13 protein-coding genes are annotated in these 15,924 nt (G+C 39.3%); all 13 read right to left on the bottom strand.

What is annotated here, in order from left to right:
* Positions 1 to 31: 31 nt before the first annotated feature.
* The gene (gene ftsZ, locus HV560_RS04415) at positions 32 to 1,231 is read right to left on the bottom strand and encodes a cell division protein FtsZ (protein WP_176812245.1); all 1,200 of its coding nucleotides are present in this window, start codon (positions 1,229 to 1,231) and stop codon (positions 32 to 34) included.
* 30 nt (positions 1,232 to 1,261) lie between these two features.
* Positions 1,262 to 2,521: a cell division protein FtsA gene (gene ftsA, locus HV560_RS04410; protein WP_176807477.1), complete on the bottom strand. Its 1,260-nt coding sequence runs from the start codon at positions 2,519 to 2,521 to the stop codon at positions 1,262 to 1,264.
* Between the two features lie 13 nt (positions 2,522 to 2,534).
* Positions 2,535 to 3,326 (bottom strand): cell division protein FtsQ/DivIB, encoded by a 792-nt coding sequence (locus HV560_RS04405; protein ID WP_176812831.1) that lies wholly within the window; start codon positions 3,324 to 3,326, stop codon positions 2,535 to 2,537.
* Positions 3,326 to 4,237, bottom strand: coding sequence for a D-alanine--D-alanine ligase (locus HV560_RS04400; RefSeq protein WP_176807478.1), 912 nt, complete (start codon positions 4,235 to 4,237; stop codon positions 3,326 to 3,328). The genes HV560_RS04405 and HV560_RS04400 overlap by 1 nt, the downstream gene beginning before the upstream one ends.
* A 37-nt stretch (positions 4,238 to 4,274) precedes the next feature.
* A complete protein-coding gene (murC, locus tag HV560_RS04395) occupies positions 4,275 to 5,702 on the bottom strand; it encodes a UDP-N-acetylmuramate--L-alanine ligase (RefSeq protein WP_176809627.1) in 1,428 nt (475 codons plus the stop codon).
* Between the two features lie 86 nt (positions 5,703 to 5,788).
* A complete protein-coding gene (gene murG / locus HV560_RS04390) occupies positions 5,789 to 6,844 on the bottom strand; it encodes an undecaprenyldiphospho-muramoylpentapeptide beta-N-acetylglucosaminyltransferase (RefSeq protein ID WP_176807480.1) in 1,056 nt (351 codons plus the stop codon).
* A 119-nt stretch (positions 6,845 to 6,963) separates the two neighbouring features.
* On the bottom strand, positions 6,964 to 8,142 hold the full coding sequence (gene ftsW / locus HV560_RS04385; protein ID WP_176809626.1) for a putative lipid II flippase FtsW: 1,179 nt from the start codon (positions 8,140 to 8,142) through the stop codon (positions 6,964 to 6,966).
* Positions 8,142 to 9,443 (bottom strand): UDP-N-acetylmuramoyl-L-alanine--D-glutamate ligase, encoded by a 1,302-nt coding sequence (gene murD / locus HV560_RS04380; protein WP_176812244.1) that lies wholly within the window; start codon positions 9,441 to 9,443, stop codon positions 8,142 to 8,144. Before murD ends, ftsW begins: the two co-directional genes overlap by 1 nt.
* 57 nt (positions 9,444 to 9,500) lie before the next feature.
* Complete coding sequence (gene mraY, locus HV560_RS04375; protein WP_176807483.1) at positions 9,501 to 10,583, bottom strand: phospho-N-acetylmuramoyl-pentapeptide-transferase; 1,083 nt, start codon at positions 10,581 to 10,583, stop codon at positions 9,501 to 9,503.
* A 23-nt stretch (positions 10,584 to 10,606) separates the two neighbouring features.
* A complete protein-coding gene (gene murF / locus HV560_RS04370; protein WP_176812243.1) occupies positions 10,607 to 12,001 on the bottom strand; it encodes a UDP-N-acetylmuramoyl-tripeptide--D-alanyl-D-alanine ligase in 1,395 nt (464 codons plus the stop codon).
* Between the two features lie 38 nt (positions 12,002 to 12,039).
* Positions 12,040 to 13,539, bottom strand: coding sequence for a UDP-N-acetylmuramoyl-L-alanyl-D-glutamate--2,6-diaminopimelate ligase (gene murE / locus HV560_RS04365; protein WP_176812242.1), 1,500 nt, complete (start codon positions 13,537 to 13,539; stop codon positions 12,040 to 12,042).
* A gap of 8 nt (positions 13,540 to 13,547) precedes the next feature.
* Positions 13,548 to 15,608, bottom strand: coding sequence for a penicillin-binding transpeptidase domain-containing protein (locus tag HV560_RS04360; protein ID WP_176807486.1), 2,061 nt, complete (start codon positions 15,606 to 15,608; stop codon positions 13,548 to 13,550).
* 3 nt (positions 15,609 to 15,611) lie between these two features.
* Entirely contained in the window at positions 15,612 to 15,923 is a 312-nt protein-coding gene (gene ftsL, locus HV560_RS04355; RefSeq protein WP_176807487.1) for a cell division protein FtsL, read from the bottom strand.
* Position 15,924: the final 1 nt, after the last annotated feature.

The following is a 15,924-nucleotide window of genomic DNA, read 5'->3' as shown; positions in this document are numbered from 1 at the left end:
TCCTTACTTTCCAAATGTTGGAAGCTATTGACTATTTTCTCATAAAACCTGGCATTGAGCTTGGATTAAAAATCTGTGCTGAGTCCACAGATTGTGGCTTTGGTGCTACAGGTTTTTGAACTTGTGGCTGCTCAAATTGATTAGATTGATTATAGCCTAATGGTTTTGTAAAGTCTGGGTGCGTTTGCTGAACAAACGGAGAATGTTTTTGACGCTCTTTATGAGCAAGATTTAGTGGTTCTTCAAGCTGCCCAATACCAGTTGCAACAAGTGTAACACTTACTTTACCATCCATTTCAGGATAATAGTTACACCCAAAAATAACATCTGCATCTTCAGAAGCACGCCCTTCAATTAGATCCATCATAGCATAAACTTCGTCTAAGGCGAAATCAGTACCTGCACTAATATTAATCAACATTCCTGTTGCACCAGTAATATCTACATTTTCAAGCAATGGACTTGAAATAGCCGCTTCCATAGCTGCTTCAGCTCTGCCCTCTCCAACTGCCCCTTCAGCAAAACCTGTACCAATCATCGCGATACCTTTGTCAGACATTACATTTTCAACATCTGCAAAATCAACATTAATATCAATACCCGTTGATCCGCCTGAGCTAGTAATCATATTACTAATACCTAATACGCAATTACTTAGTACATCATCAGCGGCAGCAAAAGCTTCAACCATTGAAATGCCTTTACCTAAAGTACGTAATTTATCATTTGGAATGACAATCAAAGAATCTACATATTGCGAAAGTTGGCGAATACCCTCTTCAGCATTACGCATACGCTTTCCTTGTTCAAAACGAAATGGCTTAGTTACCACGCCTACTGTTAATGCACCTTGCTCTTTTGCTATCTGAGCAACAATAGGGGCAGCTCCAGTTCCTGTACCGCCTCCCATACCAGCAGCAATAAATACCATATGTGCACCACTTAGTGCATTTGCAATAGCATCTTTATCTTCTAATGCAGATTTTTGACCAATTTCAGGTCTGCCACCAGCACCGCGACCACCAGTTAAGTTACCACCGATTTGAATAGTCTGGCTGACTGTTCTCGTTCTTAATACTTGAGCATCAGTATTAATGTCGTAAAATTCAACACCATTAATCCCTTCTGCTGAACGGCACATACTATTAACAGCATTACCGCCACCGCCGCCAACGCCAACAACCTTAATATTTACAATTTGTTGAGGTTGTTCATAAATAGGTTCAAACATTTTTATCTCCCTGCGTGTTTATTAACACTATTAAAATTTTGATTTTATGAAGTTTATAATTTTCTTAGCTCCAGCAAAGATATCTTCGTTAAGATCTGCTTTTGTACTCTGTTCAGTATCATTATAATGGCTATACTGTAGAAGACCCAATGCTGTTGCATACTGTGGTTTATTAACATAATCTGTTAAACCTGTAATATTTAGCGGATAACCAACACGCACCTGTGAGCCAAAAATGGATTTAGCACATTCTACAATATCTTCAATTTGTGAACCACCACCTGTAATAACAACACCTGCAATTAATTCTTGTCTTATGCCTTTTTGAAATAATTCATTGCGTAATTGTGCCAGTTCATCTTCCACCATTTTCAATAAATCGTTATAACATTGTGATGTTACCGTTGCAACTTGAGTTCGTGTGAAGGTTCTAGCCATACGACCACCTAATCCTGGTACTTCAATTTTTTTATCTGGATTATGAGTTGGTGGCGAAATTGCACTACCATAAGTTACTTTAAGGATTTCAGCTTCTGGACGAGAAGTGGTAAATACGCCAGCTAAATAATCAGTAATATTATTTCCGCCAAATGGAATAACTTTACTGTATCTCAAAACTCCGTCGGTATAGACCAACATATCCATCGTGCCGCCACCAATATCAATTAAGCAAACACCTAGCTCTTTTTCATCTTCTGTTAATACTGAATCACTTGATGCAAGACCTGAAAATATAACTTGATCCACTTTTAATTTTGCATGCTCAACTGCATTTTTTAAATTTTTAAGCCACGCTTGATTGCACGCAATTAAATGAGCTTGAACTTGTAAACGCATACCAGATAAGCCAAGCGGATTTTTCGTTGCAGGCAGTCTATCAACATGGTATTCCTGAGGCATCGTATGTAACGTTTCTAAACCATCTTGTAACTTAATTGCTCTTGCCATATCTACAGCACTGTTAATATTTTCCTGAGTCACAATTCCAGCCGATAATGTGGATGAACCAAACTCATTTAAACCAACAATATGCTGCCCTGAAATCGCTAAGGTCACACCCATAATTTGGCAATCAGCAATTGATTCAGCTTGCTCGATTGCACGCTGAATCGAATTTACAGCAGCCTCAAGATCAATAACACCACCACGATCAACACCCTTAGAAGGACAAACTCCTGCCCCCATTACATTAATAACACCATCAGGCAATACTTCGCCTACTACTGCCACAACTTTTGATGTACCAATATCAAGACCCACAATGATTTTTGATTCTGCTGCTTTTGTCATACTTTTTTACTTTTTAATTTTTTATAGGGCTAAAACCAACTGCCGCACCGTGAGGATAACGTAAGTCGACATAAGATAATCTATTGCCCTCTGGCACATTAATTTCAGGGAAAATTGTTACAAAACGATCAATTTTTGAGGTCCACCCTCCCCTGCCTAATCTTAATTCCACTTGATTAGATAGCCTAATTGTCCAAGAACCCCGACTATCTACAGACACAGAGGTCAAATCAAGCTTACGAGCATTTAGGTCTGCACGAATTTTATTCCAAGCCCCCAATACTTTTTTACCTTCAGTATCTGGGCCATACAACAAGGGAAGTTCCATTTTGCCTAATCTTTCTTTTGGTAAAGCAAAAATTGTCCCTTGATCTGACACAAAATAATTGTCATTCCATATCGCAAACGGCTTATGCTCAATCAAGGTAATACTTAAACGATCTGGATAAAGTTTACGAACAACCACTTCTTTTACCCAAGGAATAGATAAAATCCTATTTTTGACCTCTTGAATATTTTGTCCAAAATATCCTTTGAGAGGCTCGCCTTTAGATAAAGCATTACGGATATCTGCATTTGTTGTAAATTGCGTTTTATGAGTTAAAGCATAAGCTCGAATTGGCGTCTTATCCCAACTTTCAAGCGTATTTTGCCAATTACTATATACACTAAATAAAAATAGTGCACATAATAACACAATTAATGGCTTTATGAATACTAGCCCTTTACGTGAAGAAGCCGAGGTATTTTGCTTCAAAACGTTTAAACGCACATTCGTGCTGTTTTTCTTACGGAAAATCGCTATCAAGCACTTAACTCCAATACACGCTCAACTAATTTTTCAAATGAAATACCCACCGTTGCTGCCGATTTAGGAAAAATACTATGGCTTGTCATACCTGGGTTAGTATTTACTTCTACTAAACGGAATTTACCCTCTCCATCTTCCATCACATCAATACGGCTCCAGCCTCGACAACCTACCACATCGTAAGCAGCTTTTACTAATCGCGCCACTTCAGCTTGGCGGTCATCATTTAATACAGGCACAACATATTGAGTATTATCTGATACATATTTTGCGTGATAATCATAAAATTCACCATCTGGAATAATTTGCACCGCTGGCAAAACTTCACCATCTAGAACAGGCACTGAATACTCTTTACCCGCTAAAAATTCTTCCACTAAAACAATAGAGTCAAATTTTAATGCCTCACAAATTGCAGGTTCTAGCTCTTCTTGGGTTTTTACTTTAAAAACGCCCACGCTTGAACCTTCGCAAGAAGGCTTTACAAATACAGGCAAGCCCAATTTTGCAATAATTTCATCAAAATCGACCGCTTGTCCACGCTGTACAACCACCATATCAGCGGTTGGCAAGCCTACTGCATTCCATAACAATTTAGTACGAAATTTATCCAACGTTATCGCTGATGCCATTACGCCACAACCCGTATAAGGAATGCCCATTTGCTCTAATGCACCTTGTAATACGCCGTTTTCGCCAATACCGCCATGTAAAATATTAAATACTCGCTGAATGCCTTTTTCTTTTAATTTTTCAATAGGAAATGCTTTGGTATCAATCCCTTGCACATCATAACCTAAGCTTTTTAAAGCGGTTGTTACCGCAGCACCTGAATTGAGGGAAACTTCACGCTCTTGAGAAACACCACCAAATAATACTGCAATTTTTTCGTTTTTAATGCTCATTTTGAATCCTTCGATATACTCTCTTGCCAGAGAAAGGCTATTTTTTCCAACTTTCTGCTAAACCACGAGAAAGGCGGCTCACGCTACCTGCACCTTGAGCTAAAATTAAATCACCATCTTGAATAATTTGATCTAGCACCTCGCCAAGTTGATCTGTATCTGAAACTAAAATCGGATCCACTTTCCCCAGATTGCGTATAGAACGTGCCAAAGCTTTACTGTCTGCACCAACAATCGGGGATTCACCAGCCGCATAAACATCTAATAAAACTAACGCATCAACTTTAGAAAGCACCTGAACAAACTCATCGAATAAATCACGCGTACGTGAGTAACGATGCGGTTGGAAAATCATCACGACACGCTTCCCCTCCCACCCTTGACGGGCGGCTTGAATAGTCACATCTACTTCTGTCGGATGATGACCATAATCATCAACCAACATAATTTTACCATTCGGGCGAATAAATGAACCTAGTGGATCAAAGCGACGACCTGCACCTTGGAAATCAGCTAATGCTGCCAAAATTGCTTTATTTTCAATACCTTCTTCTTTAGCAACGGCTAAAGCGGCAGTTGCATTTAACGCATTATGCTTACCTGGCACGTTGAGCAATACATCAATACGCTCGCCCGTTGGGCAAATCACCGTATAATGCCCCTGAAAACCTGTTTGCTGATAATCTTCAATACGATAATCTGCTTTTTCGCTAAAGCCATAAGTAATCACTTGACGACCAACGCCCGGAGCAATCTCCATTACCGTTTCATCATCGGCACACATCACCGCTAAACCGTAGAAAGGCAGATTACGCAAAAAACGAACATAGGTATCTTTCATTTTTTCAAAATCACCGCCGTAAGTATCCATATGATCCGGCTCAATATTTGTTACAACCGATACCATTGGCTGCAAATGCAGAAAAGAAGCATCGCTTTCATCCGCCTCAGCAATTAAATAACGGCTTGCCCCTAAATGGGCATTTTTACCAGCTGATTTAACCAAACCGCCATTTACAAAGGTCGGATCTAATTTTGCCTCGGTATAAATCATTGAAATCATTGCTGTTGTAGTTGTTTTTCCATGTGTGCCAGAAATTGCAATACCATGACGGAAACGCATAATTTCTGCCAACATTTCTGCTCGGCGGATAACAGGGATTCTCACTTCACGAGCAGCAATAATTTCTGGATTCGTTTCATCAATTGCAGTTGAAACCACAACCACACTTGCATTTACAATATTTTCTGCTCGATGCCCAATAAACACCTTGGCACCAGCAGCCGACAGGCGTTGAGTGACAGTACTCTCAGCAATATCCGAACCTGAAATTTGATAGCCCTCGTTAAGTAGTACTTCTGCAATTCCGCTCATCCCTGCACCACCAATGCCAATAAAGTGAATCTGGCTTACACGACGCATTTCTGGCACTAATTTCTTTATCTTATCTTGGAAATTTTTCATTTCTAACCCTACTCGTTACCTGACAAGCGGTGATTTTTTTCAAAATTTTTGCAAAAAACAGTAAAAATTTGACCGCTTATCTCTCATTAATTCGCTTCTTGAATAATCACTTCTGCCACACGTTGTGCCGCGTATGGCATTGCTTTGGCTCTGGCTTTGATTGCCATATCTAATAATTTTTGGCGATCGGCAATTAATGGCTGTAACGTGTTCAATAATGATTGGGCATTAAACTCCTCTTGCTCAATAATCACTGCAGCTCCAGATTCCGCCAAATAATTCGCATTTAAAAATTGTTGTCTATCTTTATGTTGGAATGGGACGAAAATAGCAGGCAAGCCAACGGCAGCAATTTCACAAACCGTTAAAGCTCCTGAACGGCAAATAACTAAATCTGCCCATTCATACGCCACTTTCATCTCATCAATAAATTCTGAGGCAATGCCGTTGCCCGTTTGTTGATATATTTCTTTGATACCAACTAAATTACCTTTACCAACTTGGTGGCTAATAAACACATTGCTACCCAACACTTTCGCTACTTCTGGCACGGTTTGATTCATCACTCTCGCCCCTTGGCTGCCGCCCATTACTAAAATATTGATAGGATAGTCTCGTTTGGCAAAACGCTCATTTGGTAAAGGCAAAGACAATAAATCTTCACGCACAGGATTGCCTACTACTTCTGCATTATTAAAAGCGGTTGGAAAGGCTTGCAACACCTTGCGAGCAATTTTTGAAAGCCATACATTCGTTAAACCTGCTACGGCATTTTGCTCGTGTAAAATTACGGGTACACCGCATAATTTCGCTGCAATACCACCTGGTCCAGAAACATACCCACCCATACCTAGCACTGCATCTGGCTGATAGTTTTTAATGATTTTACGAGCCTGCATCACCGCTTTACAGATCGCAAAAGGAGATTTCAGTAATGCACCGAGCCCTTTACCTCGCAAGCCTGAAATTTCAATAAAGTCAATTTCTATGCCATATTTTGGAACAAGAGTGGCTTCCATTCTGTCTTTCGTACCTAGCCAACGAATTTGCCAGCCCTGTTTTTGCAACTCTCGTGCGACAGCTATTGCAGGAAAAACGTGTCCGCCTGTACCACCTGCCATCACTAATAATTTTTTAGCCATTTTTAATTCTTTTAATATGAAAACGCATTATTCTACTTGATTTACCTCTTCTTAAGTAAATACAAGCGGTTAAAATTTCCGATTTTTTGCAATTTTTAAGTAAAAATAGACCGCTTGTACTATAGGGTTTTTATTTTGGCATGACCAATTCGCTCAGCCCGATTTTCATGATCTATTCTCAACAATACCGCAATAGCAGTGGACATAATCACCAAGCTTGAGCCACCATAGCTCACTAACGGGAAAGTTAAACCTTTAGTAGGCAATAATCCTGATGCTACGCCCAAATTCACAAATCCTTGCAAGAAAATCCAAATCGCAATACCAAATGCCATATAGCCTTTGAAACGCTCTTCTAAAATTAAGGATTCTCGGCTGATTTTTAATGCTCTCATCGTCAATAGTAATAATAAAAGCACGATGCAAATAATACCAAAGAAGCCAAATTCTTCCCCCGCTACAGCCATTACAAAGTCAGTGTGAGCTTCAGGTAAATATTCCAATTTTTGTACTGAATTTCCTAAGCCTTGTCCCCAAAATTGACCTTGTCCAAATGCCATTTGGGAATTAGAAAGCTGGAAACCATCCCCATAAGCATCTGCGAAAGGATCCATAAATGAGGTAACGCGTTTTAGGCGATATTCAGAAGTTAATATCAGCACAGCAAATAATACCGTTCCGACTACCCCTAAAAACATAAATTGCATAATTTTCGCTCCGACTATAAAGAGCATTGAAAATGTAAGTACAAATAATACAAAAGTACTGCCCAAATCGGGCTGTAAAATGAGTAGAAAACCAAATACAAATAAAATCACTGCTGGCCGCCAGAAACTGGCTTTTTCCTTACGGATTTCATCATATTTACGCACATAAAAACTCGCAAAATAGCAAATTACGGCTAATTTAGCTAACTCTGCTGGCTGGAAATTAAGAATGCCTAATGGGATCCAACGCACAGCCCCATTAATCGATCGACCAAAAATCAGTACGGCGATCAAAAAACTAATGGAGATAAAAAATAGCACGACATTATATTTTTCCCATTTTTCGACGGGAATCTGTACAAAAACATAGCAAAAAATAATGGAGACAATAATATATAAGCCATCACGAACCGCAAAGTAGAACGGATCATCATTTAATCTTGTACTGATGGGAATAGAAGCGGACGTAACCATAATAAATCCGATAACAAGTAACCCTAAAAATAGCCAAATTAGGGTTCTGTCATACAGTGAATTAGAAGGCGTTAATCTGACCCATTTATCCCATTCTGTTTTAAATTTCTCTAACATTACACGTCTTGCTCTTGTGCCAACGAAACAAATACCTCACCACGCTGTTCAAAGTTTTTAAACTGATCTAAGCTTGCACAGGCAGGAGAGAGTAAAACCATATCACCTTTTTTAAGCTGTGGACGAATAGCGGCAATCGCTTCTTGCATCGTTTCCCTTAACACACTCTGCTCACTTAATTTAGCTAGCTCTTGACCATCTTTCCCAAAGCAATAGCAAAAAATATTTGGCTTATTAATTAATGGTTTAAGCGCTGAAAAATCAGCGGATTTGCCATCACCGCCTAGTAATAAATATAGTTTACCCGCCACTCTCAGCCCATTTAATGCCGCTACGGTACTCCCAACATTGGTTGCTTTGGAGTCGTTTATCCAACGCACTCCATCATTTGTGGCAACTATTTGAAAACGATGAGGTAGCCCTCCGTAAACTTGCAAACCTTTCACAATGCCTTCACGTGGTATATGTGCCGCCTCTGCCAAGGCGATTGCAGCGAGTGCATTCGTCTCATTATGACGACCACTAATTAACATTTTGTTGGTGCTAATAATGGCAGTATCTCCTGAATAAATTATGCCATTACGTATTGAATATTCTGCATTTTGTTCTGCAAAACGAATTACATTTTTAACCGCTTGTTCAGGGTAAGTTTGAGCATCTTCACCATTTACAATGATGTGTTCCGCATTTTCATAAATACGCAATTTAGCGTTGCGATAATCTGCGAGAGAACGGTAGCGATCCATATGATCTTCGCTGATGTTTAAAATAGTCGCGGCTTTTGCTTTAAGTGAGTAGGTGGTTTCAAGCTGAAAACTTGATAATTCCAGCACGAAAAGATCATAATCTTCTTCTAATAAGCTTAAAACAGGCACACCAATGTTACCGCCCATTCCAACTTTGAGCCCTGCTTGTTTTGCCATTTCAGTGGTTAATGTTGTCACCGTGCTTTTACCATTTGAACCAGTGATCGCAATAATTGGGGCTTTAGCTTCACGGCAGAATAATTCTACATCGCCGACAACTTCAATACCCGCTTGCATGGCTTGCTGGATTTCTGGTCTAGCCACGGCTAAACCTGGGCTAATTACAATCAAATCAGAATTGAGTAACCATTCGCTCTTTAAACTACCTGTATATAACGGAATATTCTTATCTAATTGCTCTGCACCTGTCGGATTTTCTCGTGTGTCGATCACCTGTACGGTTGCTTCTTTTTGCCTAAAAAAATCAACACAAGACAACCCTGTTTTGCCTAATCCAATCACCGTTATAATTTTATCTTTATATAGGTTTTGCATATTTTTCTCTAAATTTTAAAACAGCATAAGGTACATTCATAAAATGCACCTTATCAATTAACGTAATTTTAGTGTGACTAAACCGACTAGCACCAACATCAATGTAATGATCCAGAATCGGACAATCACTCGAGGCTCAGGCCAACCTTTTAGTTCAAAGTGATGGTGAATCGGAGCCATTCGGAAAATGCGTTTTTGGCGTAATTTGTAAGAGCCTACCTGTAAAATGACTGAGAGAGCTTCCACTACAAACACACCGCCCATCACTACTAATAATAATTCTTGGCGAACCAATACCGCAATAACCCCTAATGCTCCACCTAATGAAAGTGAACCTACGTCGCCCATAAAGACTTGAGCAGGGTAAGTGTTATACCATAGAAAGCCTAAGCCAGCGCCTACAATTGCAGTACATAAAATAACTAATTCAGATGTTTTTGGAATAAACGGAATATGCAAATATTGTGCAAAGTTAAAATTACCGGTTGCCCAAGCAATTAATGCAAACGCTGAGGCGACTAGAATAATTGGCATAATCGCCAGCCCATCTAGACCATCGGTCAAATTAACCGCATTACTGGTACCAACAATCACGAAGTAAGCTAAAATAATATAAAATAGACCTAATTGTGGCATCACATCTTTAAAAAATGGGACAACTAATTGTGTTGCTGCGGTGCCTTTCCCAATGGCGTACATACCAAATACAGCTACTAATGCGATGGCTGATAACCAAAAATATTTCCAGCGGGCAATTAAACCATCCGTATTTTTACGAACAATTTTACGATAATCATCCACAAAGCCAATCGCACCATAACCAAATAAGACGAATAAAGTAAACCAAATATAAGCGTTTCGCAGATCCGCCCAAAGCAATGTACTTACACCGATAGCAGCAAGAATCATCACGCCCCCCATTGTTGGGGTGCCGCGTTTTTTAAAATGGCTTTCTGGACCATCGTTACGCACTTCTTGACCAAATTTTAAGATCTGCAAACGGCGAATCACTTTCGGTCCAATCCAAAGACCAATTCCCATTGCTGTTAATAACGCCATAATGGCACGAAAAGTAATATAAGAGACAACGTTAAACGCTGTATTATATTGCACCAAATATTCAGCAAGCCAAACCAACATTGTTTAGTCCTTAAAAAATTAAATTAAAAATTGATATGAAACTGATGACAAAGCTCGGAAATCACGGTTTCCATTTTTTGACTACGAGAGCCTTTTGCTAATAATACAAGCGGTTGTTTTTGTTCAATTTTTTGCAAAATAATCGTCATTAAAAATTCAACCATTTGTTGTTTATCAATAAAATGATGTTGTGGATTTTGGCTGATAACCGCACTCTCTTTACCAAAACTGACAATTAAATCTAACTCCGCTTGTTGAGCAAAATCCGCCACGTCTTGATGACATTGAGTACTTTCTTCGCCTAATTCAGCCATATCGCCTACGACGAAAATTCGATATGCAGGATAGTGTTGTAATACGGAAATGGCTGACCTCATTGAATCCACATTGGCATTATAAGTATCATCAATAAATAAGCAGTTCTCATTAATTTGTAAAGGATACAAACGCCCTTTTACCATTAAACGTTGCTCAAGCCCTGCTTTAACTGCGGCTAATGTTGCCCCAACTGACATTGCCAGTGAGGTTGCTGCTAACGCATTACTCACATTATGGCGACCCAAATAAGGGAGTTCGACCTTGATGTCTCCTTGTGGTGTATGGATTGTGAAGCGTGAGCCATTTAACAACAATTCAACCTCATCTGCCCAATAATCGGCGTAAGAATCAGAATCTGAACCAATATACGAGAAAGATTGAATTTCATTTGAACCTATCTCTTTCTGCCACTGCGGATAATAAAAGGCTAAATTCACAATCGCTTTGCCGCCGTCTTTTAAACCACGATAAATTTCCCCTTTCGCCTTTGCAACACCGTCTAACGAACCAAAACCAGCTAAGTGAGCAGCTGCCACATTATTCACTAAACAAGCATCTGGCTTCACTATTTCAGTGGTATAAGCAATTTCACCGATGTGATTTGCCCCTAACTCAATTACCGCATATTTATGCTGTTCCGTTAAACGCATTAGGGTCATCGGCACACCTAAGTCATTGTTTAAATTACCAAAAGTATATAAAACGTCCTCTTCACAAGCGGTCATTTTTTGCAAAATTTTTGCAGTCATCTCTTTTACGGTAGTTTTGCCAGAAGAACCTGTCATTGCTACCGTTTTCGGATTCAGTTTTGCTTTTAACCACTTCGCCAATTCACCGAATGCAGGGCGAGTATCTGCCACCACAATTTGTGGCACATCAATATCACTCTCACGCTCAACGACAACTGCCACACAACCTTGCTTCACGGCACTTTTAAGATAATGATGTGCATCAAAATGTTCACCTTTTAATGCAAAAAATAAACCATTTTCGACCGCTTGACGTGTGTCGGTGCTGGTGGTTTCAACCATAATATCACCGCTGCCGATAAGTTTGGCATTAAGAATGTCAGCGATTTGTTGGGTGGTTAGTTTTATCATTTTGTTTTCTTATATAAATCATTAAGTATGAGCGTAGATTAAGATGCTAAATACTTCCTTGCTGTTTCCTGATCCGAAAAATGCAATTTTTCCGTGCCAATAATCTGATAATCTTCGTGTCCTTTGCCTGCAATTAAAATCACATCGCTTGCTTTTGCCTGCTTAATCGCGGTTTTAATGGCTTGTTCACGGCTATGGATCACTTGTACCGCAGATTGGTTTTCAAAACCTTTAAGAATATCCGACATAATTTTTTGATTGTTTTCGGTTCTTGGATTATCGTCTGTCGCAATTACTTTATCTGCTAATTTTTCCGCAATAGCTGCCATCAGAGCGCGTTTTCCTGCATCACGGTCGCCTCCACAGCCAAAAATACAATACAGTTCACCTTCGCAATGTAAACGTGCTGCCTCTAATGCTTTTTCTAATGCATCAGGTGTGTGAGCGTAGTCCACAATTATCATAGGTTTATTTGGGCTTGTTATACATTCCATTCTGCCCGCCACACCAACTAATTGCGGAGCTGTTTTGATGAGCGTTTGAATATCAAAACCTAATGCAAGTAAACCTGCAAAAGCGGTCAAAATATTGCTTACGTTGAAAGCACCAATTAAGCGGCTGTGTAATTCGCCATTTCCCCAGCTTGATTCAAAATGAATAACGGCACCTTGTAAGGTAAATTTTACAGCAGTTGCTTTTACAAATTTATGATTACTATTGAAATTTGGCTTAGCACTTACAGCCACTGCATTCGGTAATTTTGAAAGCCATTTAGCGCCAATTTCGTCATCGGCATTAATTACCTGTACTTTAGTTTCAAATTCACGAAACAAACGGAATTTTGCTTCGGCGTATTCTTCCATTGTGTTGTGGTAATCGAGGTGATCTCGGCTTAAATTAGTAAAAATGGCTAAATCAAATTCTAAGGCTTCCGCTCGAAATTGTGCCAAACCGTGAGAGCTCACTTCCATTGCGCAGAAATCTGCTCCAAGCTCTACAAAATCAGCAAGATTACGTTGAATCTCAATTGCTGAGCCTGTGGTATTTACCGCTTCTTGTACTTTGCCGTATAAGCCGTTGCCAATCGTGCCCATTACTGCTGATTTTCCACCGAATAAATTACGCCATTGTGCAAGCAGTTGGGCTGTCGTCGTTTTACCATTCGTGCCAGTAATGCCTGCTAAAACTAATTTTTGTGAGGGATTATCGTAAAAAGCCCCTGCAATAGCAGAAAGCCATTTTGGCAGCTGAGGCACCGAAATGACTTTACAACAAGCGGTACGATCTAGGTTAAATTTTGCAAATTGTGGATCAAGCTCTACTTCGATTTGATCTTCTTCCGCTTCGGCTAAAACAATTTTTGCCCCTTTCTCAATCGCATTTAGGATAAATTTTCTGCCATCAACTTGATGACCTTTAAGGGCAATAAATAAGTCGCCTTGTTGTATTTGGCGGCTGTCTAATGTCATTTGCTTTAGCTCGGTAAGCTCTTCAACCCAAGCATCAAGTGTTGTAATGAAAGGGAATAAACGTTTCATAACTGACCTTAATTCATACTACGTTCTAATTTGATTTCACGCACGGCACTTTGGGTGTCTGACGTTAAGTTATCTGGCTTAACATTACGTTGTTTAAGCGTATAACCCATAATGCGAGAGAATAGCGGTGCCGAAACAAAACCACCATAATAGTTGCCCGCTTTGGGTTCATTAATAAGTACCACTAACGCGAAACGTGGATCACTCGCTGGAGCAAGCCCTGCAGTATACGCAATATATTTCTCTACATATTTACCATTTTCGAGCTTACGAGCTGTACCTGTTTTAATTGCCACACGGTAGCCATCAACGGCTGCTCGATGCCCACCTTCGCCTTTTGCAGCAACACTTTCCATCATTTGTACTACATCACGAGTAGTTTTTTCAGGCAATACTCGTTCGCCAATCACAGGCGGATCAACTTTTGTGATAGAAAGTGGGCGATAAATCCCAAAGCTACCTAGCGTTGCATAAGCACGAGCAAGCTGAAGGGGGGTAACATTCAAGCCGTAGCCATAAGAAAGTGTTGCTCGTTCAATATCAGCCCAGCGTTTACGGTCTCCGTTTGTACCTCGCTGTTCGCCTAAACCTAAACCAGTATCTTTGCCAAAACCAACTTTGGTGTAGGTATCTACTAATTTAGTAGCAGGCATTCTGAGTGCTAATTTACTCACACCAATATTACTGGATTTCTGCAAAATACCAGTAAGCGTTAAGCTATCTCGTGGTGCAACGTCTTTGATTGTATAGCCATTAACTACAAAAGGCCGTGTGTTAATGACTTCCTCTTTGTCAGTAACTTTATGATGCAGGGCTGTTAAGACAGTAAAAGGTTTAACCGTTGAACCTGGTTCAAAAGTATCTGTAATTGCACGATTACGCATTAGTTCTGGTTTAAAGCTATCACGCTTGTTCGGATTGAATGAGGGGGCATTTGCTATCGCTAAAATTTCACCCGTTTGGACATCTACTAATACCGCTGTACCTGATTCAGCATTATTCTCTTGTACCGCTTTTTTAATTTCGCCATAAACCATAGATTGCAGCTCTTCATCAATACTGAGCATAACATCTTGAGGGTCGTATTGTTTTTCCGAACGAATATTTTCTACTGTATTTCCCTTAGCATCTTTACGGATAATTTGTTTACCGTTTTTACCTACCAGTAAAGAATTAAAACTACGCTCTAAACCTTCCGAGCCTGTCATATCATCTTTATCAGTAAAGCCAATAAGTTGAGAGGCCTCTTCTGCTAGAGGATAAAAACGGCGAGATTCCACTTTAATAACAAGTGCATCTATATCTAATTGTTTCGCATATGTACTAATTGCTTCTGATTGATGGCGGGATAAATAGACGAATCGTTGGCGATTTTTATTATAAAGCTCGCTCATTAAATCATTATAAGACTGCCCAATTTCCTTACTTAATGCTTGGAATTTCTCACGTTCTAACATTGCAGTTTCATCATCTAAATGCACAAAAACAGAGTTTGGATTATTACGCACTTTTTCAATTAACGTGTTGTAATCTAAACCCGTTACTTGTGCAAGTTGAGTCCAATAACCCTCGCTTTGGGTATTGAGAATAGAGCGGGGGTCAAAATCAACTTTCTCTTTTGACACATTTTTTCTTTCAATAAATTTATTCACACTGGCTTCAATTTTACTTTTTGAAGTGCCCATTTCGATAGCTAACGCACGCCAGCTTGCATTGGAACGACGTAACTTAGTATCGAAATATTCCCTTGGATCAAGTGTTAGAGAATACATAGGCACGCTAATAGAAAGGAAACGACCATTACGATCGAGGATTCTGCCACGCGTGAATTGTAATTCTTGAGTTCGAAGTGAACGATTATTTGCTTCTTTAATTAATCTTTCAGAATCAATAAGTTGAATATAAGCAGTTTGTGCTAATAAGCCTGCAACCATTAAAATCATAAAAAAAGCAACAACCCAAAAGCGTCCAGGTAAAAAACTCGGTAATTTTTTACTCTCTGTCTTTTGAGGTTCTGATTTTTTTACGCGAGTTTCTTGTTTGCGTTTTAATTTAACTGACTTAACCATTTTTTATTCAACTAAAATAATTTCTTGTTCTTTTTCAATTGGCTGGAGCCCAAAAGATGTTGCAGCGGCATCTATTCTTGCTCTACTACTTCTACTGTTTTCTTCCAATTGTAAATTAGTATATTGATTCTCAAGTTTTTGATTTTCTTGAATTAACTGTCCTCGCTCGCTCACAGAGAGTCGGGTTTGGTGAGTTATCCAAATTGTGGTAATAGCCGAAATAACAATGCCAATAAGTAATAAAAGTGCTACTTTATTATAGCTAAAAATATCATCAAGAATAATTTGATGTAACGGATAACGTTCATTTGACATA

The organism is Mannheimia pernigra (assembly GCF_013377995.1).
Classification (GTDB): domain Bacteria; phylum Pseudomonadota; class Gammaproteobacteria; order Enterobacterales; family Pasteurellaceae; genus Mannheimia; species Mannheimia pernigra.
The sequence above is the reverse complement of the archived record's forward strand: the minus strand, read 5'-3'. Positions and strand labels throughout refer to the sequence as shown.